The organism is Rhodoferax sp., assembly GCF_039922535.1.
Lineage (GTDB): Bacteria > Pseudomonadota > Gammaproteobacteria > Burkholderiales > Burkholderiaceae_C > Rhodoferax_B.
This window is the reverse complement of record NZ_JBDTEM010000471.1, coordinates 1-21,004: the sequence shown is the minus strand read 5'-3', so window position 1 is coordinate 21,004 and position 21,004 is coordinate 1. Positions and strand designations below refer to the sequence as shown.

The following is a 21,004-nucleotide window of genomic DNA, read 5'->3' as shown; positions in this document are numbered from 1 at the left end:
TTTTTACCGCAATCTTGCATGGTGTGGTCGCCCGTGTCTACCTAAGATAACGGCCATGTCGCACACCACCTCTCTCTCTACCCGCCCCAACGCCCTGCTGTTGCCAGCCCTGCTGGCCTGCTACCTGATTTGGGGTTCTACCTACCTGGCCATCCATTGGGCGCTGCCAAGTTTTCCGCCGTTCTTCCAGATGGGCACGCGGTTTCTGGCGGCAGGCGGGCTGCTGATGGCCTGGCTGCTGGCGCGCGGGCAGGCGATGCCCAGCGGCCTACAGTGGCGCAACGCGCTGGTGATCGGCGTGCTGATGCTGGGCGGCGGCATGGGGCTGACGGCGCAGGCCTCGGTGCACATCGGCTCGGGGCTGATCGCCACCTTCATCGCCGTGGTGCCCATGCTGACCTGCGGCTGGGGTCTGCTGTTTGGCCAGCGGCCCACCCGGTTGGAACTGCTGGGCATGGCCACCGGGCTGGTCGGCGTGGGCCTGCTGGTGCAGGGGGCCAGCTTTGCGGCCGCCCCCATCGGCCTGCTGTGTATCACCGGGGCTACGCTCACCTGGTCGCTGGGCTCGGTGCTGTCCACCACGCGGCTGCCGCTGGCTCCAGGCCCGGTGGGTTTTGCCAGCGAAATGCTATGTGGTGGCGCGGCGCTGCTGCTGGTGTCGCTGGCCTTGGGCGAACAACCCAACTGGCCACCTACGGCAGCAGCGACTGCGGCCTGGGTTTACCTGGTACTGGCGGGCTCGCTGGTGGCCTTCAGTGCCTACCTGTATTTGCTGGCCCACGCCGCGCCCGCGCTGGCCACCAGCTACGCGTTTGTGAACCCCTTGATTGCGCTGTTTTTGGGCGTGGTGCTGGCCGGCGAAGTGGTGACGGCACGCGAATGGCGGGCCTGTGCGGTGATACTGCTCGGGGTGGTTTGCATCCTTGTGGCGGGGCAAAAATCGCGCAAGCACTGAAAACAAGGCTTGCTGAGGCTATTTACCAGTGAAAAGATGTCTCTCCGATGCGAAAAAGTTGCCTCGCCCATAGGAAACCGGTTTTTTCTCCATTAGCATGGCGGTCTGCCGGTGGAGACGATGTTTTTCGCTGGTGTGAACCTAACTCCAACAAGGACTGACCATCATGGCAACTGCAAAAAAAGCCCCAGCAAAATCTGCTGCTCCTGCTAAGAAAGCTGCTCCTGCAGCCAAAGCCGCTCCGGCCACCAAAGTAGCGGCCAAGACCGCTCCCGCCAAGAAGGTTGCTGCGGCTCCAGCGCGCGCCGTGAACGCGGCTTTCATGAAGGCCCTGACCCCCAGCAAAGAACTGGCTGCGGTCGTCGGCGCTACCCCCCTGCCCCGCACCGAAGTGGTCAAGCAGCTGTGGGTCTACATCAAGAAGCACAACCTGCAAAACCCCGCCAACAAGCGCAACATCAAGTCCGATGCCAAGCTCAAGGCCGTGTTCGGCAAAGACGAAGTCACGATGTTCGAAATGGCTGGCCTGATCGGCAAGCACCTGAAGTAATCGGCTTCACAGCCCCATAAAAAAAGCCGCAGCGATGCGGCTTTTTTTATGCACAAAATAGACCATCAGCGCAAACAGCACCTGCGCCGAAAGCTACCATTTCAATAGCACTCAGCCTACACCATGCCCGACTTGACCATGGTGGCGCGCAGGCTGGTGAATTCGCCATCGACAAATTTCTCAAACCCGGCACCCGTAAGGACCGCCGGGGTCCAGCCATTTTTCTCCAGTGCATCGGCCAGGACTTGGACTTGACGGCCTTGAGCACGATCTCCGTCAAAGCCTTGCGCTGCTCGGGCGTGATGCCGCCCGCACCGTACACCCGGCGCCAGTTGCCGATTTCGACATGGATGCCCTGCTCTTTCAGGGTGGGGATATCCAGTCCCGTGATGCGCGTGCCCGAGGTCATGGCAATCGGCCGCATCTTGCCAGTTTGGATGTACTCCGAAAACTCGCTCAGGCTGCTGCCGCCCGCCCAGAATAGCCGCCGCGGCCTCGCCGCCGCCCCGAAAGGCCACGTATTTGATCTTGGACGGATCGACCCCGACCTCGCGGGCGATCATGGCCGCCGCAATGTACTCGTCGGTCAGGCGCGCCAGCTGCGTGGCCTGACCCAGGCTGACCGGCGGCTTGCCGGCGATGATGCCGCCCAGCATGACCGCGCCCATGACCATCAGCGCATCCGGGTCGCCCTTGCTGCCGTTGACAAACTGGGCCGGGCCCAGCGCACCGGCGGCACCGCCCTTGTTGTTGAAGCTGACGGTGTCTGCGGCCTGCGCATCGGTGATGACCTTGCCCAGCGCCCGGCCCGTGGTGTCCGAGCCGCCACCGGGGTTGGCAGGGATCATCATCTTGAGGTTGGCCCCGGCACGGGCAGCCAAAGGCAGGGTTGCGCCCTCGGCCAGCACGGCCAAGGACTTCAAGAATGCAGCACGGCGCATGGCAGTTTCCTGGTGATGTTTGACATTGTGATGGTGCAGGGCCTGTATGTCAGCGCGCTGTAGACGGGTATTAGGGGAAATACCCAGACACCACCAATGGTCCTTCTTTGGTTCAAAATGCCCAGACATGGAAAAACTACGCATCGACAAATGGCTCTGGGCCGCCCGTTTTTACAAAACCCGCAGCCTGGCAACCGATGAAGTCAATAAAGGCCGGGTGCAGATCGGCGGGCAAGACGTGAAGCCCGCCCGCGAAGTCAAGCCCGGCGACCTGCTGACGCTGCGCCAAGGCCCGGTGGTGCGCACCATTGCGGTGGTGGGTATCAGCCAGGCCCGCGGCCCGGCTCCGGTGGCGCAGGCGCTGTACGCCGAAACGCCCGACAGCGTACAGGCCCGCACCGCCGCTGCCGAGCAGCGCCGCCTGGCCCCCGAACCCGCCCACAGCCTGGACCATGGCCGCCCCACCAAACGCCAGCGGCGCGACCTGGACACCATGGGTGGCCAGGCCGGGCACGGCTGGGGCGACCGCTGGAGTGCGTCGATAGACGATTAGCCGCCTGCGCGCCCACGGTGCGCGGCATGCCCCTATCCGCAACCCGATCAAGGGCGGCGTCGGCAGCCGTGCGGCTAGCGCTGTGGTCGAATTCGCGCAGACGTTGCGAATGGCCAAACCGCCCCCAACTGCAGGCCATGCAGCGGATACGCTGCGCCATACGGATGCTTCATTTTTAATAGCTTCCCGCGCAGGCACAACCTGCGCTGGAGCCACTTTTTATATAAATCCACCATGATCCCCTTTTCAGTCCTCGACCTCGCCCCCATCGTCGAAGGCGGCACCGCTGCCGACTCGTTTCGCAACACCTTGAACCTGGCGCAGCATGCTGAAAGCCTGGGCTACCACCGCTACTGGCTGGCCGAGCACCACGGCATGCGCGGCATTGCCAGCGCGGCCACCGCGGTGGTGATGGGCCATGTGGCGGCCGGCACGCGCACCATCCGCGTCGGGGCTGGCGGCGTGATGCTGCCCAACCATTCGCCGCTGGTGATTGCCGAGCAGTTCGGCACGCTGGAGTCGCTGTTTCCGGGCCGCATCGACCTGGGTCTGGGCCGCGCGCCCGGCTCCGACCAGGCGACGGCACGCGCGCTGCGCCGTGATCTGCAGACCGATGCCCAGCAGTTTCCGAACGATGTGGTCGAGCTGCAGCATTACTTTGCCCCGCTGGAGCCGGGCCAAACCCTGCGCGCCGTACCGGGCGCGGGGCTGGAAGTGCCGCTGTGGATTCTGGGATCCAGCACCTTTGGCGCGCAGCTGGCCGCCGAGCTGGGCCTGCCCTACGCGTTTGCCTCGCACTTTGCGCCGGGTGATTTGATGAACGCGATTGCCATTTACCGCGCCCGCTTCAAGCCGTCCAAGCAGCTCGCCAAACCCTATGTGATGCTGGGCTTTAACGTTTTTGCGGCCGACACCGACGAGGCCGGGCGCTTCCTTTTCAGCTCGCTGCAACAGGCCTTTGTGAACCTGCGCAGCGGCCGCCCTAGCCTGCTGCAGCCCCCGGTGGACGGCTTTGCCGAGCGCTTGCACCCCGGCGACCGGGCCATGGTGGACAGCGCTCTTTCCTGCTGTGCCGTCGGCTCGCCCGACACCGTGCGCAAGGCGTTGCAGGCCTTTATCGAGAAAACCGGAGCCGACGAGCTGATGCTGACCTCGCAAATCTTCGACCACAGCGCCCGGCTGCGCTCGTACGAGATTGCCGCCGAGGTGCGGGAGGAAGCGGTTACCGCCTAACCCTAGCGTTTTGGCCGCAAGGGCTTCAACAGGTCTGACAGCCCGTTGTGGTCGATCTCGTGCATCAGCGCCAGCAGACGGCCGATGTCGGTTTTAGGAAAGCCTTCGCGGGCGAACCAGTTGAGGTAGTTGCCGGGCAAATCGGCAATCAGCGTGCCCTGGTGTTTACCGAAAGGCATGGTCACGGTGACGAGGCGTTGGAGGGAATCGGAATCCATAGCGGGCGACTTTACACTGGCGGTTTTTGACCATGCAACCCACACACCGCCCCTTGGCCTGGGGCATCATCGGCTGCGGCAAAGTCACCGAACTGAAAAGCGGCCCGGCCTTCAACAAGGTAGCCGGTTCCCGCCTGGTAGCCGTGATGCGCCGCAACGCCGCGCTGGCCCAGTCGTATGCCGAACGCCATGGGGTGCCCCGCTGGTACGACGATGCGGATGCGCTGATCAACGACCCCGAAGTCAACGCCGTCTACATCGCCACCCCGCCCGACAGCCACCATTTGTATGCCCTCAAGGTGGCCGCCGCGGGCAAGGTCTGCTGCGTGGAAAAACCCATGGCCCCCAGCCACCGCGAATGCCGGGAGATGACTGCTGCGTTTGAGGCCGCCGGGCTGCCACTGTTCGTGTCCTACTACCGCCGCTCGCTGCCGCGCTTTGCCCAGGTGAAACAGTGGCTGGACGGTGGTGAAATTGGCGCGGTGCGGCACGTGCACTGGTCGTTTGCCCGCGCCCCAAATGCATTCGATACCGCCCAAACGGCCAACTGGCGCACCGACCCGGCGGTCGCCGCGGGCGGCTACTTCGAAGATTTGGCCAGCCACGGCCTGGATTTGATGCTGCATCTGCTGGGCGACATCACGCTAGCCCAAGGCATCCGCACTAACCAGCAGGGCCTGTACGCCGCCGCCGATGCAGTCACCGGCACCTGGCAGTTCGCCAGCGGGGCGACGGGCTCGGGCTACTGGAACTTTGGTGCGGCGCAGGCACTGGACGCGGTGACCATTCACGGCAGCCAGGGCGAAATCCATTTTTCTGTCTTCGGCGAACAACCGGTGGTGCTACGCAACGCCCAGGGCACGCAAAGCCACGAGATTGCCCATGCCGAAAATATTCAGTTCTTCCACATCGAGAACATGCAAAAGCACATGGACGGACTGGTGACGCACCCGTCCACTAGCCACACGGCGCAGCGGACGACGTGGGTGATGGAGCAGATCAGCCGCCCGCCCTTTTGACCGTATAGCCCTGCTTTTGCAGCAGCGCGATCACCGTATCGCAATGGTCGCCCTGCACTTCGATTACGCCGTCTTTCACCGTGCCGCCGCTGCCGCAAGCGGCTTTGAGCTGTTTGCCCAGCGCCGTCAAACCGGCTACATCCAGCGGAACGCCCTTCACCAGGGTCACGCCCTTGCCAGCCCGGCCTTTGGTTTCGCGCGACACGCGGACGATGCCGTCGGTCTTGGGCAGCGCTTTTTGGCCGCAAATGCAGTCGGCCACCGGTTTGCGGCAGTCCGGGCACATGCGGCCGGTGTCGGTGGAATAGACCAGGCCGCCGCCGCCGAGTTTGCTTTTCATACACGCACTATCAAAAAAAATAGCACCTAGCGCAAGCATTACCTGCGCCAAGTGCCAATTTGACCACTAAAAATTAGGCTAGCGACTTCTTGTAGTTCGCCATGCCGTCGGTGATTTCCTTCTTGGCGGCATCGATGCCTTCCCAGCCGATGACCTTGACCCACTTGCCTTTTTCCAGGTCTTTGTAGTGTTCAAAGAAGTGGCTGATGGCTTTGAGGCGCATCTGGTTCACGTCTTCGATTTTTTGCCAGTGGGTGTAGATGGGCAAAATTTTGTCGGTGGGCACAGCCAGCACCTTGCCGTCCACGCCGGCTTCGTCTTCCATCATCAGGATGCCGATCGGGCGGCAGGTCACCACCACGCCGGGGAACAGTGGGTACGGGGTGATCACCAGCACGTCCACCGGGTCGCCGTCGCCGCTCAGGGTCTGGGGCACGTAACCGTAGTTGGTGGGGTAGTGCATGGCCGTGGTCATGAAGCGGTCCACGAAGATGGCGCCGGATTCTTTGTCCACTTCGTACTTGATCGGGTCGGCGTTCATCGGGATTTCGATCACGACGTTGAAAGCGTCGGGGGCATTTTTACCGGGAGGGACGAGGTTCAGGGACATGGTTGTCTTCTTGGTTTGGAGTTGAAAATAGCGGGTTGGTGCGGCCATGATTTTGCCTCAGTGCGGTGACACCGGCCTGACGGCAGCCGTAAAAATGAAAAAGCGACACAGCACTTTCGTTCTGTGTCGCCTGTGGGGGCAGCCGCCCCCAACGCCTTATACGGGCGTGCAGTACTGCGGTGTACTACTGGTTGGAATGGTGGGCAAGTCGTTGGTATAGGTACCTACGGGGCGCACCGTGATCACGCACGTGGCGCTCACGTCGAACTCGAACAGGTTCCAGTAATTGGTGCTGGCCGATTCACCGGCCGTGGGCGGTGTAATCAACTGCAACGCACGCCCGGGCATATTCACCTCCACCCGGGCTCCCGATTGCGCGATAGGGCCTCCGCCATAGCCGCTGTAATTGCGTACCGAGTATTTGTAGGTTCCTACCATCAGTTTGGTGACGGTGACAACTTCTGGGCCATAGCTAGAGGTGTCGTCCACGTCGAGGTTCGCAAAAGGTACCGACACCAAGGCACCTTTGCTGCTGTAGTACACGTGCGCACCGCTGGGGGTAATCAAGTGCGAATCCAGGTCACTGGGCAAGGCGCCCCAGGTGAGCTTCATCGTCACGCCCGCACCGGATTGGCCCAAGCTCAGGCAGTCGGTCAGGGTGATGTCGGTGGTGCTGGGGTCGTTGCGCACTGTGTTGCTCAACCGCCCGCCATTCACGGCAACGATGGTGGCGATGCTGCCGCTGCGGATAGGCAGGCTGAAATTGCCGCTGCTGTCGGTATAGACGGTGCTGGTGCCGGTGTAATCAATACCGTCGCTAGCCACCAGGCCATTGGCCAACAAGACACCCGCAGCATCTTTCAGGCAGCCATGGACGATGATGGTGTTGTAAGTCTGGTCAGCGTTCCAGGTGGTGAAGTGGCTGACCGTGCCTTCGTAGTACGCCGAACTACCGGAGCCCGCTAAAGTTGCGCTGCCTTCCTGCTTCCACAGACCCGTGCTGGTGTCAAAGTAAAACAAGGGGATGGTGGAAGGCACCGACGCATTGCGCGAGGCCAAAGGAATACGGATCGTGGCCGTCTGGCCGCTAGCCAGGTTCAACGCAGCCCCCGCGCTGTCGGTGAGCGTGACATTCATCGCGCCAAAGCTTTCGATGGGGACATTGCCGCTGCTGCCAGAGGTCAAAAAGTCGCCCGGCATCAAGGTCGTGTCTATCGCCGGATTGATCGGCGTGATCCGCACCGTGATGTTGCCGGTCGGTGTGCTGCCATCTGCGCGGCGCACGCCGTTGGCCGGCAAAGTGACCTGCGCCGGGCTGCCAGGCAAAGCGACCGTGCCGCCCGCTGCCACGGGTACATCGCCGCTGGCCGCCACCCGCACCAAACGGGCCTGTACATCGGTAGTGGCCTCAGCCACTACATTGGCGATACGGGCACCTTCGGCGTAACTAGAGGATTCAAAAACCACCGTCGTACGGCCACTGGCCGCAATGCCGGTCAGGCGGAAAGTACCGTCTGCGGCGGAGGTCGTTGTCAAGCTACCCACGCGTACCGTAACGCCTTGGATGCCCAGACCGGTAGCATCGTCCAGGACGGTGCCCGAAAGCGCGGTGTTGTTCACCGGAGTCACAGGTGTGACCGGGGTGACCGGCGCATTAGCCGTAGTCCCATCGTCGTCGCCACCGCAAGCTACCAGACACAACGAGGCGACCAACCCCAGCCCTATCGCACGCCATTGGCGCATTGAATACTTCATACACAACCCCAAAAATAATTGAAAAAAATTGAGACTTCGCAAGCCGATCGGGCCTTGCAGACCCGCGTCTCTTGATGCGTTGCAACAGCACCGGGCTGTCGTTGGTCAATGTATATCTAGCGCAAATGCTTTACATATTGGATACATAAAGTTACCCGGTTCAGGCCCGGTTTTTTCCCTTATATTGATGACGTTGGCCAATCGTCTCCGTCCTTGTGCGGGATGCGAGGAAGCAACGCAGCGGGGGCCTCGCTAGCGTTGCACCCCATCTCGCGAAACAACGACAAAAAAGGAGACATTCCTATGGCAGGTAACACAGCGCTCACACTGGCGCTTATTTGTGGCTTGATTGCAGTGGCCTACGGTTTCTGGGCCCGCAGCTGGATACTTTCCCAGGATGCAGGCAATGCGCGGATGCAAGAAATTGCCGCCGCCATCCAGACCGGCGCAGCGGCCTATCTGGCCCGGCAATACCGCACCATCACCATGGTGGGCGTGGTGCTGGCGGTGCTGATCGGGCTGTTTCTCGACGGACTCTCGGCCATGGGCTTTGTGATTGGCGCAGGCCTGTCCGGTGCCTGCGGCTTTATCGGCATGAATGTGTCGGTACGGGCCAATGTGCGCACCGCCCAGGCGGCCACCAAGGGCATTGGCCCGGCGCTGACGGTGGCGTTTCGCGGCGGGGCTATCACCGGCATGCTGGTGGTGGGGCTGGGCCTGCTGGGCGTGACCGGCTTCTACTGGTTTCTGGTACCCGATGGCGCACCCACAGCAGCGCGGCTGAACCCGCTGATCGGCTTTGCCTTTGGCTCGTCGCTGATCTCTATCTTTGCGCGGCTGGGCGGCGGCATCTTCACCAAGGGCGCGGACGTGGGTGCCGACCTGGTGGGCAAGGTGGAAGCCGGCATCCCCGAAGACGACCCGCGCAACCCGGCGGTGATTGCCGACAACGTGGGCGACAACGTGGGCGATTGCGCCGGTATGGCCGCCGACCTGTTTGAAACCTATGCCGTCACGCTGATCGCCACCATGGTGCTGGGCGCGCTGCTGGCCTCGGGCGGCGGTGCGGCCACCGTGGTGTACCCGCTGGCGCTGGGTGCCGTGTCCATCGTGGCGTCCATCATCGGCTGCTTCTTTGTGGTGGCCTCGCCGGGCATGAAGAACGTGATGCCCGCGCTATACAAGGGGCTGGCGGTGGCGGGCGTGCTATCGCTGATCGCCTTCTACTTCGTCACCACCGCCCTGGTGCCCGACAACGCGCTGGGCGGCACGGGCGCGGCCATGAAGCTCTATGGCGCCTGCGCCGTCGGCCTGGTACTCACCGCCGCGCTGGTGTGGATCACCGAGTACTACACCGGCACGCAGTACGCCCCGGTGCAGCACATCGCCCAGGCATCCACCACCGGGCACGGCACCAACATCATTGCCGGGCTGGGTGTGTCGATGCGCTCCACCGCCTGGCCGGTGATTTTTGTGTGTATCGCCATCTGGACGGCATTTCACCTGGGTGGCTTGTACGGCATTGCGATTGCCGCGACCTCGATGCTCAGCATGGCCGGCATCGTGGTGGCGCTGGATGCCTACGGCCCCATCACCGACAACGCCGGTGGCATCGCCGAAATGGCCGAAATGCCCAAGAGCGTGCGCGACGTGACCGACCCGCTGGACGCCGTGGGCAACACCACCAAGGCCGTCACCAAGGGCTACGCCATTGGCTCGGCCGGCCTGGCGGCACTGGTGCTGTTTGCCGACTACACCCACAAGCTCGAAGCCTACGGCCACGTGGTCAGCTTCGATTTGAGCAACCCGATGGTCATCATCGGCCTGTTCATCGGCGGGCTGATTCCCTACCTGTTTGGCGCGATGGCGATGGAGGCCGTGGGCCGCGCCGCGGGTAGCGTGGTGGTCGAAGTGCGCCGCCAGTTCCGCGAGATTCCCGGCATCATGGAAGGCACGGCCAAGCCCGAATACGGCAAAGCGGTAGACATGCTGACCACGGCGGCGATCAAGGAAATGATGGTGCCCAGCCTGCTGCCAGTGGTAGTGCCGATTTTGGTCGGCTTGCTGCTGGGTCCAGCGGCGCTGGGCGGGCTGTTGATGGGCACCATCGTCACTGGGCTGTTTGTGGCCATCAGCATGTGTACCGGCGGCGGTGCCTGGGACAACGCCAAGAAATACATCGAAGACGGCCACCATGGCGGCAAGGGCTCGGAAACCCACAAGGCTGCCGTCACTGGCGACACCGTAGGCGACCCCTACAAAGACACGGCCGGTCCTGCCGTCAACCCGCTGATCAAGATCATCAACATCGTGGCCCTGCTGATCGTGCCGCTGGTGATGCAGATCCACGGCGGCGACACCGCGGTAGCAGCAGCCCCCGCCATGCACGCCTCGGCCCCGGTGGCAGCGATGAGCGACAGCGCGTCCATCACCATCGACCAGGGCGTGGTCAAGTTCTACTTTGCCACCGGCAAGGCCGAACTGGCCGACGGTGCCGCCGCCGCACTGGCCGACGTGGCCAAAGCCGTGGCCGAGGGCAAAAAAGCCGTGGTCAGCGGCTACCACGATGCCTCGGGCGATGCCGCCAAAAACGAAGAGCTGGCCAAGCAACGTGCCCTGGCCGTACGCGATGCCCTGACCGCCCTGGGCGTGGCGGAAGACAAGATTGCGCTGAAAAAACCCGCGCAAACCCAGGCCGGCGGCCCGCCCGCCGAGGCACGGCGGGTCGAGGTGACCGTGGAATAAATTGCACCCCCGTCCCACTCCAGCCCGGCCCCGCCGGGCTTTTTTGTGAGCGGATGTAAGGCCACCCAAAATCCACCTGAATCGCTATAAACTTAATAGCTACCTGCGCATACCAAATATGCGCTAGCACTTGTTTTTATAGGTAATTCAGGCATGCAATCCACTCTCTCTTCACGCGTACCCACCGCCCTGCTCTGCGCCGCCACCCTGGCACTCACCGGCTGCGGCTCTTTCTTGCGCGAAGGCACTGGGGTTACCGCCGGGATCGGTGGCGCGGCACTGGCCAGCACAGTGACCCACAACGCGGCAGTCGCTACCGGCATTGGCGTAGGTGTGCAGGCCGTAGCCCAGGCCGGGTTGCAAATAGCCGAACGCAACGCCCACCAGGACGAGCAAAACCACATCGCCCAGATTGCCGGGGCACTCAAAGTGGGCGAAGTGGCGCGCTGGAAAATGACCCACAAAATCCCGCTGGAGCCCGACGAGCAGGGCGAGGTCACCGTCAGCCGAACCATTGGCAATGCCGATAGCCCAGGCAACGCAGGCAGCAAGGGCCTGGACTGCCGCGAGATCGTCTTTTCGGTGGAGATGACCGATATTTCCGAATTTCCCCGCGCCTTCTACGTGGCCACCATCTGCCGCAACGGCCCAACCTGGCAGTGGGCATCGGCCGAACCGGCGACCGGGCGCTGGGGAGCCTTGCAATGACCGCTGTGCGCTGCGCTTGTCTGGCGGCATCGCTGGCGCTGGCCGGTTGCTCATCGGTCGGTGGGCTGACAGGCGCGGTAGCGGGCATCGCTACCGGCGCGGCCACCGCCAACCCGGCGGTGGGCATTGCCGTCAGCATCAGCGTCAAGGCCGCCACCGACGCAGGTATCAAGCACGTCACGCGCAGGCTACAAAAGGAAGAACAAGACCTGATCGCCAGCATCGCAGGCCATCTGCCCGTGGGCGAAATCCGCCCCTGGCGCATGCAGCGCAGCATTCCCTACGGCAACGAGCACGGCGAACTGCAAGTGACACGCCAGCTCGACACCCCGTTGGCCCAGTGCCGCGACGTGGCGTTCTCGGTGGCCAACGACAGCGCCGCACCCAACCCGCCAGCGGCTAGCTGGTACACCACCAGCATCTGCCTGCAGCTCAACGGCTGGCAATGGGCCGCCGCCGAACCCGCCGTGCCGCGCTGGGGAGCTTTGCAGTAACGGCCCCATGAAAAAAGCCGCACCGCCCTTGCAGGCGATGCGGCTTTTGATGGAACTGCGCGCGGTTTACTGGACCACGACCACTTCGACGCGGCGGGCTTCGGCGTTGCTGCCGGTGCCGGTCATGGCTTCGGGCTTGACCAGCTCGATCTTGTCTTCGGCCACGCCCAGGGCGACCAGGGTGTCGCGCACGGCGATGGCGCGCTGCTTGGCCAGCTCCTGGTTTTTGGCCAGGTCGCCCGTGGCGTCGTGGAAGCCACTGACGCGCACCGACTTGCCAGCCGCACCCATCTTGACCACTTCGACCAGGGCTTCGTTGGCACCGGCGGCGATGTCGGCCTTGGCGGTGGCGAAGTAGAACTTGACGATGCCGTCCACCACCTTGACGCTAGCACCGTCGGCCTCCACCACTTCCACGTTGGCCATGGCGGCGGGCTTCGGTACATGGGTCTTGTAGATACCCAGGCCGATCACCAGGCCGATGATGGCCGCCACCACGCCAAACAAGATAGCCAGCACTACGCCGTGGTCGGTGTCGTCGTCAGAAGAAAACATTTTTGGGGTACTCCAGAAAAGATAAGAGGCACAGGTGCAGGGCCTCGGCAGGAGGCGCTGCGGACAATGTGTCGGGGGCTGATTGTAGAGGGCTGACCGGCCTGTTTAGCCACGGGCAAGCACAGGCTGTACGGTCAAAAAATAGTAACAAAAAGTGCAGTTGGCGCATATTGCACCTGCGCAGGCAGCTATTCTTTTTGAAAATCCACTACACGGCCGGGTACTGCACCCGCGCCAGCACGGCCCGGGCTTCTTCAAAAGAAAAATCGGCCACGGCGGTCTCCAGGGCGGCATAGTCGGCACCCAGCACGCCGCGCAAAGCCGGACCGTGCTGGGCCAAAACGGCCAGCGCATCGGCATCGTCGGCTTCCAGATAGGCCTCCAGCTGGCGCAACAGTGTGCGCGCTCCGGTCGGGTCCACGGGCGCGGCAGGCGGTTCGGCCCGCCGGTCGGGTAGCGCCTGGCCCAGATCCACCACCAGCTGTTGCAGGTGCTGCTCTGTCTGCAACAGCAACGGCTCTAACGATGTACGCGGGGCACGGTCGCGCAAAGCGGTTTCCAGCGCCCCGGCGGTGTGTTGCAGCGGCGTGGCCCCGATATTGCCCGCCAGCCCTTTCAGGGTGTGGGCCAGGCGTTCGGCGTGGGCCAGGTCCTCAGATACAACGGCCTGGCGCAGCGTGTCCCAGGCGGAGGGCTGGGTAGCCTTGAATTTGCGCAGCATACTGAGGTAGAGCGGCGTTTTACCGCCCATGCGGCGCAGGCCCGCCACCGTGTCCACGCCGTCGATGTGCGTGGGCACGGCTTCGGACGGCTCTGGGGGGCCATCCGTCGATGCAAACACGGTGCGCGCCGCACGTGGCGGCTGCTGGCCCAGGCCTTCGCGCGGGACGATCCACTGCGCCAGCGCCAGCCACAGCGCCTGGGGTTCTATGGGTTTGGTGATGAAGCCGTTCATCCCTGCGGCCAGGCAGCGGTCGCGGTCGGCTTGCATGGCGTTGGCCGTCATGGCAACGATGGGCAGGTCGCGTTGCCTGGCATCGGCGCGGATATGCTGGGTGGCGGTTACGCCGTCCATCACCGGCATCTGCATGTCCATCAAGACGATATCAAAACACAGGGCCTGCACCTGGTCTACCGCCTGCTGTCCATCCCCGGCCACGTTCACCACAAAACCTGCGTCCTCCAGCAACTCGGTGGCGACCTGCTGGTTCAGCGCGTTGTCTTCCACCAGCAGCACCCGCGCACCGCGCAGGGCCTGCAGGCCGAGTAGGGCCTCGTCCGGCAGTGTGGGGTCGGCCAGCACGCTGTGGGGCAAGGCCCCGCCAGGGCTGCCCCCCACCACCCGCATCATGGTGTCGAACAGCAGCGAGAGATTCACGGGTTTGAGCAGCACATCCTGCAGGCCCGCAGTCTCGGCTCCGCGCAGCACGTCTTCCCGGCCATAGGCGGTCACCATGATTTGCTGTGGTGGCCGCGCCAAGCCCAGGGCACGGATGTGCCGCGCGGCCTCCAGCCCGTCCATGCCCGGCATTTGCCAGTCCATCATCACCACGTCAAAGTCTTGCTGGATGGTGGCCGCATCGCGTACCGCCTTGATGGCCAGGGCCCCCGAATCCACCGCCTGCACCTTAAAGCCAATGCTGTCGAGCATGTCCACCAGCACCGTGCAGGCATGGGGGTTGTCGTCCACCACCAGCACGCGTAGCCCACGCACATCGATGCTGGGCACCAGGGTGCGCCGCTGCTGCAGGCCGCAGCCTAACCGGGCGGTAAACCAGAACACCGATCCTTTGCCGGGCACGCTGTCCACCCCCACCTCGCCGCCCATCAGCTCGGCCAGGCTTTTGCTGATGGCCAGACCCAGCCCGGTGCCGCCAAACTTGCGGGTGGTGGAGCTGTCGGCCTGGCTGAAGCTCTGGAACAGGCGGTTGATCTGCTCCGGTGTGAGACCGATGCCGGTGTCGCGCACCTCAAAACGCAGCATCACATCCGCATCGCTGTCGGTGGCCAAGCGGTCCACCCGGCGCACGGCGATGTGGATTTCGCCGCGCTCGGTGAACTTGATGGCGTTGTTGGCGTAGTTGATCAAAATTTGCCCCAGCCGCAGCGGGTCGCCCAGCAAATGCGGTGGCACATTGGCGCCCACCTCGCAAATCAGCTCCAAGCCCTTGGCGCTGGCCTTTTCGGCAATCAGGTTGACCACGTTTTGCAGCGCGGAATCCAGCTCGAACGGCGCACGCTCGATCTCCAGCTTGCCCGCTTCGGCTTTGGAGAAATCCAGAATATCGTTCAGGATGCCCAGCAAATGCTGGCCGGAACGTTCAATCTTGCCGATGTAGTCGCGCTGGCGTGGCGACAGTTCGGTGCGGCTGGCCAGGTGCGACAGGCCGATGATGGCGTTCATGGGGGTGCGGATTTCATGGCTCATATTGGCCAAAAACAGGCTCTTGGCTGCGGCTGCGTCTTCGGCCAGCGCACGGGCCTGCTGCAGCTCGGTCACCATGCGGAGCAAGCGCTTTTGCATGGTGTCGATCGCCGTCAGCATGCTGGATTTGCGCACCTCGGCCGGGTCCAGCAGGGTATCGAGCTGGCCGTCGGCGATCCGCAAAACGGCATCCGACACCTTGTACGAGTCCAGCAGCATGGCTTTCAGGCGCATGGCCACAAAAACCACGACCCCGGTTTCGGCGCAGACGATCAGCGCGTGGACCCAGACCGAACGCCCGCCCAGCAGCGTGCGCCCATCGTTGAACACCACGATCCCCAAACCCAGCGGCTGCAGCAGCAAAAACACAATGTGGTGCAGCAAAATCGCTACGGTGGCCAGTACCAGTGGCCGCCAATCGCAGTACACCACCAGCGCCGCCAGCATCACAAAAAAGCTGAAATGCGCCTCCAGATCCCCCCCGGATTGCTGGATCACCAGGCCGGTCAAAGCCATGAAGCCCAGCGCCATCGCCATGCGCGACACCAAGTCGGCAGGATAGTAGTAGCTGATCCACCAGGGCACCAGCACGGCGGGCACGCCCACCCACAGCAACAGGCCCCAGGTGTCGGTGGCATAGGCAAAACCCAGGCAGGCCAGAAAATGCACCCCGGCCACGTCCAGCATTAGCCGGTGCGCGTACCGGTAGTAGCCCAGTTCGCGTTCGGACACCGTGCCCATGCTAGCGGGCCACAGAAGGAGCCGAGGGAGCGGCACGGGAACTTGAATTGGAACTGGAATTGGAACTTGTGCAGATTGACAGGCTGGTGGGGCTGACCGGGTTCAGCCACCACATCGCTGCCAGGGTGGAACCACCCCACACTGCCAAAACGCCCCACAGCACGGCGCGGGAGGGACGCACACCGGGATACAACACCGACTTTGGCTGTAACAACATAAGCGATTCACCACGCGAACGTGGCTCCATGCAATATGTTTCTGATGTTACGGTTTTGTAAGCAAATGGCCACTAAAAAACACGGTCCTAGACCACCGCTAGGGTAATTCCCGAGCTTAGAACGTATTCAAGGCAACCCCGCCACCGCCTCGGCCAGCGCATCCACCCCGGCCTGCGTCAAGTCATCGGTCTCCAGTGTCTGGCGGGTGGCCCATTGGCTGAAGTTATTGCTCTGTGAGCGCGTGTAATGCGGGTCGTAATGCAGGGTCATCAGTTCGGCGAACAGTGCATGCAGATCGCCCCCCAGCGCCCAGCCCTGCCAGCGCTCAATCACCTGCCTGCCGTGCAGGTCTTTGAGCAGGCCCAGCTTGTCGGCCAGGGCCTGCGGTGCGTCACCCAGGTAGGCGTAGTCGCGCAGCAGGTAGTCCAGCCGCGCCTGCGGTGTAGCGCGGATCTCGATGCAGGGGCTGGCGCGCAGGCGCAGCACCAGCGGCGTGGGCAGGGTCAGGCGGCCGATCTTGCGGCTCTCGCCCTCCACATACAAAGGCCGGGTCGGATCCAGCTTTTCCAGCACGTGGGCCAGGCCGGTTTCAAACGCGGTTTGCGAAGGCTGGGCCTGGCCGGGCACCGCCCCCAAGATGGAGCCCTTGTGGACCGCGCAGCCTTCCAGGTCCAGCACCTGGTGGCCCTGCGCAGCCAAGGCGTGCAGCACGCTGGTTTTGGCGCTACCGGTAGCCCCCACCAGCACCCGCAAAGGCAGCGTGGGGCATTGCGCTTCCAGCGCGTCGATCACAAAGCGCCGCCAAGATTTGTAGCCGCCTTGCAGCTGCTGCGCGTCCCAGCCGACCATGCGCATCCAGGTCACCATGGAGCCGCTGCGCATGCCGCCGCGCCAGCAGTAGACCAGCGGGGTCCACTTGGCGGGCTGGTCGGCAAATTTCTCGCGCAGGTGCTTGGCCAGGTTTTCGGCCACCATGGCGCCGCCCACCCGGCGGGCTTCAAAAGCGCCCTGCTGCTTGTACAGCGTGCCGACGATGACGCGCTGCGCGTCGTCCAGCACCGGGCAGTTGATGGCACCGGGAATGTGGTCGATGGCGAACTCGGCGGGCGAGCGCGCGTCGATCAGGGTATGGAAGGCGTGCCGGTCCTTCACCGTAGTAGGGGCTCTCACGGAAAAACCTCGGCTGGCACAATCGAACACCTTATGACCCAGACTTCAGAACCCATTGCATTGACCCAGTTTTCGCACGGTGGCGGCTGCGGGTGCAAGATTGCCCCCGGCTTGTTGGCCGAGATTTTGGCACGCGCACCCCAAGGCCTGGTGCCGCCCGAGCTGCTGGTGGGCACCGAAACCAGCGACGACGCCGCCGTGTACCGCCTCAACGCCACCCAGGCACTGGTGGCGACCACCGACTTTTTCACCCCCATCGTGGACGATGCTTTTGATTTTGGCCGCATCGCCGCCACCAATGCGCTGAGCGATATCTACGCCATGGGCGGCACGCCGATCATGGCGCTGGCCCTGGTGGGCATGCCGATTGCCAAGCTGCCGCCCGAAGTGATTGGCCAGGTGCTGGCCGGGGGCGCTGCGGTCTGCCGCGAGGCGGGCATCCCCATCGCCGGAGGCCATTCCATCGACGTGCTGGAGCCCATCTACGGCCTGGTCGGCCTGGGCCTGGTGCACCCCGACAAGGTGCGCCGCAACGCCGATGCACGGCCGGGCGACGTGCTGGTGCTGGGCAAACCGCTGGGCGTGGGTATTTTGTCGGCGGCGCTGAAAAAAGGCCTGCTGGATGCCGCCGGCTATGCGGAGATGCTGCACCACACCACCCAACTCAACAAGGTCGGCATTGCCCTAGCGCAAATCGACGGCCTGCACGCCATGACCGACGTGACCGGCTTTGGCCTGGCCGGGCATTTGCTGGAAATGTGCCGGGGCGCAGGCCTGTCGGCCCAGGTAGATACCAGCGCCTTGCCTCTGATCGCCAGCGCTGCGGCCTTCGCCCAGCAAGGCGTTGTCACCGGGGCCTCGGCCCGCAACTGGGATGGCTACGGCGGCCAGGTGCACTGGCGCGGTGCCGACTGGCTCAAGGCCCTCATCACCGACCCGCAAACCAGCGGCGGCCTGCTGGTCAGTTGCAACCCAGAAGCCGCCCCCGCTGTGTTGGCCGCCTTCCACCAGGCCGGGTTTGCGCAAGCCGCGCAGATCGGCCGTATGCACACCCCGGCTCCCGGCGAATCCGTGGCACTGGCGTTCTGAGGCCATGGTCCACCGCGTCATCCCTCTGCTGGACCAGCGCACGCACGCACTGCGCTCCTCTACCCTGGTGGATGGTCCGCTGGCGGACACACTGGGCCGCCCGCTGCACGATCTGCGCATCAGCGTGACCGACCGCTGCAACTTCCGTTGCAGCTACTGCATGCCCAAGGCGGTGTTCAACAAAGACTACCCCTACCTGCCGCACAGCGCACTGCTGAGCTTCGAGGAAATCACCCGCGTCGCCCGCGTCGCCGTGGCCCAGGGCGTGCGCAAGATCCGCCTCACCGGCGGCGAGCCGCTGCTGCGCAAGAACATCGAATTGCTGATCGCCCAACTGGCCGCCCTGCGCACTCCGGACGGCCAGCAGCTGGACCTGACGCTGACCACCAACGGCGCCCTGCTGGCCCGCAAGGCCCAGGCTTTGAAAGATGCCGGGCTGCAGCGCCTGACGGTCAGCCTGGACGGGCTGGACGACGCCATATTCCGCAAAATGAACGACGTGGACTTTCCGGTGCGCGACGTGCTGGACGGGCTGGAGGCCGCGCACAAGGCCGGTTTGTCCGACATCAAGGTCAACATGGTGGTGCAGCGCGGCACCAACGACCATGAAATCCTACCCATGGCGCGACACTTCAAAGGCACGGGAAGCACGCTGCGCTTCATCGAATACATGGATGTCGGTGCCACCAACGGCTGGCGCATGGACCAGGTGGTGCCGTCGGCCGAAGTGCTGCAAACCCTGCAAACCCAGTGGACCCTGCACCCGCTGGCCCCCAGCGCGCCCGGCGAAACGGCCCAGCGCTGGGCCTATGCCGATGGCAGCGGCGAGGTGGGTGTGATCAGCAGCGTGACCCAGGCCTTCTGTGCCGACTGCAGCCGGGCCCGCCTGTCCACCGACGGCAAGCTCTATCTGTGCCTGTTTGCCAGCCAGGGCCACGACCTGCGCGACCTGCTGCGGGGCGATGCCAGCGACGACCACCTGGCCGCTGCCCTCCAGCACATCTGGCAAGGCCGCAACGACCGCTACTCGGCCCTGCGCGCTGCCCTGCCTGCCGACACAGGCACCGGCGCACGGCGGGTGGAGATGAGCTACATCGGTGGCTAAGCATGAAATATGCCTCTAGCGCACAGTCCACCTGCGGTAGAAGCTATATAAAAGATAGTAAATGGCCGTGACACCGCGGCACTGCATCACCGGCATCGTGCTGTCAGGCGGCCAGGGCAGCCGCATGGGCGGGGTGGACAAAGGTTTGCAGTTTTTCGACGGCCAGCCGCTGGCGCTGCATGCACTGGAACGGCTACGGCCGCAGGTGGGTCTGCTGGGGCTGAGCGCCAACCGCCACCTGGCCGACTACGCGGCCTTCGGTGTGCCGGTGTGGCCGGATGCCGATGCGGAATTTGCCGGGCCGCTGGCGGGCATGCTGGCGGGCTTGACGCATTGCACGACCCCTTTCCTCACGACCGTGCCCTGCGACGCGCCGCGGTTCCCAGCAGACCTGGTGGCCCGCCTGTGGGCAACACTGCAGGAGCATGACGCCGACATCGCCATGGCCAGCGCGCCCGACGAACAGGGACAACTTCGCAGCCAGCCGGTGTTTTGCCTGATGCGCACCACTCTGCGCAACAGCTTGGCGCAATTCCTGGCGGCGGGCGGGCGCAAAGTCGGCATCTGGACGGCCCAGCAGCGCACGGCGCGGGTGCCCTTCAACGATGGCCAGGCTTTTTTCAACGCCAATACGCTGGCCGAACTGCAGAGCCTCAAACCATGAAATCCACCCAAGACATCGCCGCCGACCGATAGCCATCGGCCACAGTGCCGCAGGAGCCCTCAACCAGCGCATCAAGAGGTGTGACCTTGCACCCGGAATGCTGCCCAGGCCCTGTCCCGCTGAAGGCAATTCCTTCTGCTGCCGACCGGGCAAAGCCCAGTATTATCCCGCCATGTTGCAACCCACCACACGGCACGGGGCGGTTCGCCCACAGATCGATTTTCCGTCCGCCATGCTGTTGCTGGCCTGGGCTGCCTTCATCGTGTACGGCAGCCTGTTGCCGCTCGATTTCCGCGCACAGGCTTGGGACCAGGTGGCCCACGATTTTCTGGGCCATGGCTTTGCCGATTTGCAGCCCCGCTCGCTGACCGACTGGACCACGAATATTGCGATCTTTGTGCCGATGGGGTTCTTCGGGCTGGCCGCCCTGCGCCGTGGCCCACACTGGGGCGCTTCGATGGGGCACATCTTGCTGGCCCTGGGCGGCTGCACCTTGCTCAGCCTGGGTATCGAGTTCACACAGATTTTCTTTCCGCCTCGCGATTCATCCGCACTGGATGTACTGGCCAACGCGATGGGCTCCGCCCTGGGAATCGTCGGGTGGCTGGCACTGGGCAGTGGAACCACGCAAGCCTACCGGGCACTGGCCCAACTGCACCATGCGCCCCGCTCTCGCGCCCTGAGCGGCCCGCTGCGAACCATGCTGCTGGCGAGCTGCGCGCTGTTGATTGCGGGCTGGGGTGGCCTCATCCGTCTCGATTGGCTGGACTGGGATGCCGCCGTCGCCCACTTGGCCCGGGTCCAGGCGCTTCCCTTCCTGGAGCATCAGGCTGCGGACATTGGCCTGGCTTTTGTCAGCACGGTGTTCGCTACGCTGGCCTATGCACCCCTAGGCGCTGTGCTCTGGCGGATGGAC

Annotated in this window: 19 protein-coding genes and 1 pseudogene; 12 read left to right on the top strand and 8 right to left on the bottom strand. The window is 63.9% G+C overall.

Features of this window, described 5'->3' with window-relative positions; genetic code table 11:
- The first annotated feature begins 55 nt into the window (after nt 1–55).
- Together yedA and ABI213_RS22345 are read left to right on the top strand one after the other, a co-directional pair.
- Complete coding sequence (gene yedA, locus ABI213_RS22350; RefSeq protein WP_348005794.1) at nt 56–955, top strand: drug/metabolite exporter YedA; 900 nt, start codon at nt 56–58, stop codon at nt 953–955.
- 166 nt (nt 956–1,121) lie between these two features.
- Complete coding sequence (locus ABI213_RS22345) at nt 1,122–1,505, top strand: SWIB/MDM2 domain-containing protein (RefSeq protein WP_295951369.1); 384 nt, start codon at nt 1,122–1,124, stop codon at nt 1,503–1,505.
- A gap of 116 nt (nt 1,506–1,621) precedes the next feature.
- On the opposite strand, the pseudogene ABI213_RS22340 reads toward ABI213_RS22345, so the two are convergent.
- Nucleotides 1,622–2,446 (bottom strand): annotated as a pseudogene (locus tag ABI213_RS22340) (tripartite tricarboxylate transporter substrate-binding protein).
- Between the two features lie 127 nt (nt 2,447–2,573).
- Between ABI213_RS22340 and ABI213_RS22335 the strand changes: the two are divergent.
- Together ABI213_RS22335 and ABI213_RS22330 are read left to right on the top strand one after the other, a co-directional pair.
- On the top strand, nt 2,574–2,999 hold the full coding sequence (locus tag ABI213_RS22335; RefSeq protein ID WP_348006380.1) for a S4 domain-containing protein: 426 nt from the start codon (nt 2,574–2,576) through the stop codon (nt 2,997–2,999).
- Nucleotides 3,000–3,233: 234 nt separating this feature from the next.
- On the top strand, nt 3,234–4,232 hold the full coding sequence (locus ABI213_RS22330; protein ID WP_348006379.1) for an LLM class flavin-dependent oxidoreductase: 999 nt from the start codon (nt 3,234–3,236) through the stop codon (nt 4,230–4,232).
- 2 nt (nt 4,233–4,234) lie between these two features.
- On the opposite strand, the gene ABI213_RS22325 is transcribed toward ABI213_RS22330, so the two are convergent.
- The gene (locus ABI213_RS22325) at nt 4,235–4,450 is read right to left on the bottom strand and encodes a DUF3820 family protein (protein ID WP_348006378.1); all 216 of its coding nucleotides are present in this window, start codon (nt 4,448–4,450) and stop codon (nt 4,235–4,237) included.
- Between the two features lie 32 nt (nt 4,451–4,482).
- Between ABI213_RS22325 and ABI213_RS22320 the strand changes: the two genes are divergently transcribed.
- The gene (locus ABI213_RS22320) at nt 4,483–5,469 is read left to right on the top strand and encodes a Gfo/Idh/MocA family oxidoreductase (protein ID WP_348028714.1); all 987 of its coding nucleotides are present in this window, start codon (nt 4,483–4,485) and stop codon (nt 5,467–5,469) included.
- Here the strand turns inward: ABI213_RS22320 and ABI213_RS22315 are convergent.
- The 3 genes from ABI213_RS22315 to ABI213_RS22305 form a co-directional block, all read right to left on the bottom strand.
- Entirely contained in the window at nt 5,450–5,809 is a 360-nt protein-coding gene (locus ABI213_RS22315; protein WP_348006025.1) for a translation initiation factor Sui1, read from the bottom strand. The genes ABI213_RS22320 and ABI213_RS22315 overlap by 20 nt on opposite strands.
- Before the next feature lie 73 nt (nt 5,810–5,882).
- A complete protein-coding gene (gene ppa / locus ABI213_RS22310; RefSeq protein ID WP_348006026.1) occupies nt 5,883–6,419 on the bottom strand; it encodes an inorganic diphosphatase in 537 nt (178 codons plus the stop codon).
- Between the two features lie 156 nt (nt 6,420–6,575).
- Nucleotides 6,576–8,174 (bottom strand): carboxypeptidase regulatory-like domain-containing protein, encoded by a 1,599-nt coding sequence (locus ABI213_RS22305; RefSeq protein ID WP_348006027.1) that lies wholly within the window; start codon nt 8,172–8,174, stop codon nt 6,576–6,578.
- Nucleotides 8,175–8,477: 303 nt separating this feature from the next.
- Between ABI213_RS22305 and ABI213_RS22300 the strand changes: the two genes are divergently transcribed.
- The 3 genes from ABI213_RS22300 to ABI213_RS22290 all read left to right on the top strand — a co-directional run bounded on the left by ABI213_RS22300 (nt 8,478) and on the right by ABI213_RS22290 (nt 12,121).
- Entirely contained in the window at nt 8,478–10,919 is a 2,442-nt protein-coding gene (locus ABI213_RS22300; protein ID WP_348028712.1) for a sodium-translocating pyrophosphatase, read from the top strand.
- A 153-nt stretch (nt 10,920–11,072) separates the two neighbouring features.
- Complete coding sequence (locus ABI213_RS22295; RefSeq protein ID WP_348006029.1) at nt 11,073–11,627, top strand: hypothetical protein; 555 nt, start codon at nt 11,073–11,075, stop codon at nt 11,625–11,627.
- The gene (locus ABI213_RS22290) at nt 11,624–12,121 is read left to right on the top strand and encodes a hypothetical protein (protein WP_348006030.1); all 498 of its coding nucleotides are present in this window, start codon (nt 11,624–11,626) and stop codon (nt 12,119–12,121) included. Before ABI213_RS22295 ends, ABI213_RS22290 begins: the two co-directional genes overlap by 4 nt.
- Before the next feature lie 66 nt (nt 12,122–12,187).
- Here the strand turns inward: ABI213_RS22290 and ABI213_RS22285 are convergent, their stop codons facing one another.
- The 3 genes from ABI213_RS22285 to mnmH all read right to left on the bottom strand — a co-directional run bounded on the left by ABI213_RS22285 (nt 12,188) and on the right by mnmH (nt 17,230).
- The gene (locus ABI213_RS22285) at nt 12,188–12,676 is read right to left on the bottom strand and encodes an OmpA family protein (protein WP_348006031.1); all 489 of its coding nucleotides are present in this window, start codon (nt 12,674–12,676) and stop codon (nt 12,188–12,190) included.
- A 208-nt stretch (nt 12,677–12,884) separates the two neighbouring features.
- Nucleotides 12,885–15,842, bottom strand: coding sequence for a response regulator (locus ABI213_RS22280; RefSeq protein WP_348006032.1), 2,958 nt, complete (start codon nt 15,840–15,842; stop codon nt 12,885–12,887).
- A 344-nt stretch (nt 15,843–16,186) separates the two neighbouring features.
- Complete coding sequence (mnmH, locus tag ABI213_RS22275; RefSeq protein WP_348006033.1) at nt 16,187–17,230, bottom strand: tRNA 2-selenouridine(34) synthase MnmH; 1,044 nt, start codon at nt 17,228–17,230, stop codon at nt 16,187–16,189.
- Between the two features lie 33 nt (nt 17,231–17,263).
- Here mnmH and selD point away from each other — a divergent pair, with 33 nt between their 5' ends.
- The 4 genes from selD to ABI213_RS22255 all read left to right on the top strand — a co-directional run.
- Nucleotides 17,264–18,319 carry a selenide, water dikinase SelD gene (gene selD / locus ABI213_RS22270; protein WP_348028710.1) on the top strand — a complete coding sequence of 352 codons (1,056 nt, stop codon included), beginning with the start codon at nt 17,264–17,266 and terminating at the stop codon, nt 18,317–18,319.
- Nucleotides 18,320–18,323: 4 nt separating this feature from the next.
- Nucleotides 18,324–19,424 (top strand): GTP 3',8-cyclase MoaA, encoded by a 1,101-nt coding sequence (gene moaA / locus ABI213_RS22265; RefSeq protein ID WP_348028708.1) that lies wholly within the window; start codon nt 18,324–18,326, stop codon nt 19,422–19,424.
- A 61-nt stretch (nt 19,425–19,485) separates the two neighbouring features.
- A complete protein-coding gene (gene mobA, locus ABI213_RS22260) occupies nt 19,486–20,088 on the top strand; it encodes a molybdenum cofactor guanylyltransferase MobA (protein WP_348005062.1) in 603 nt (200 codons plus the stop codon).
- 172 nt (nt 20,089–20,260) lie between these two features.
- Nucleotides 20,261–21,004, top strand: a 744-nt coding sequence (locus tag ABI213_RS22255; protein ID WP_348028706.1) for a VanZ family protein, incomplete at its 3' end; no start/stop codon positions are given.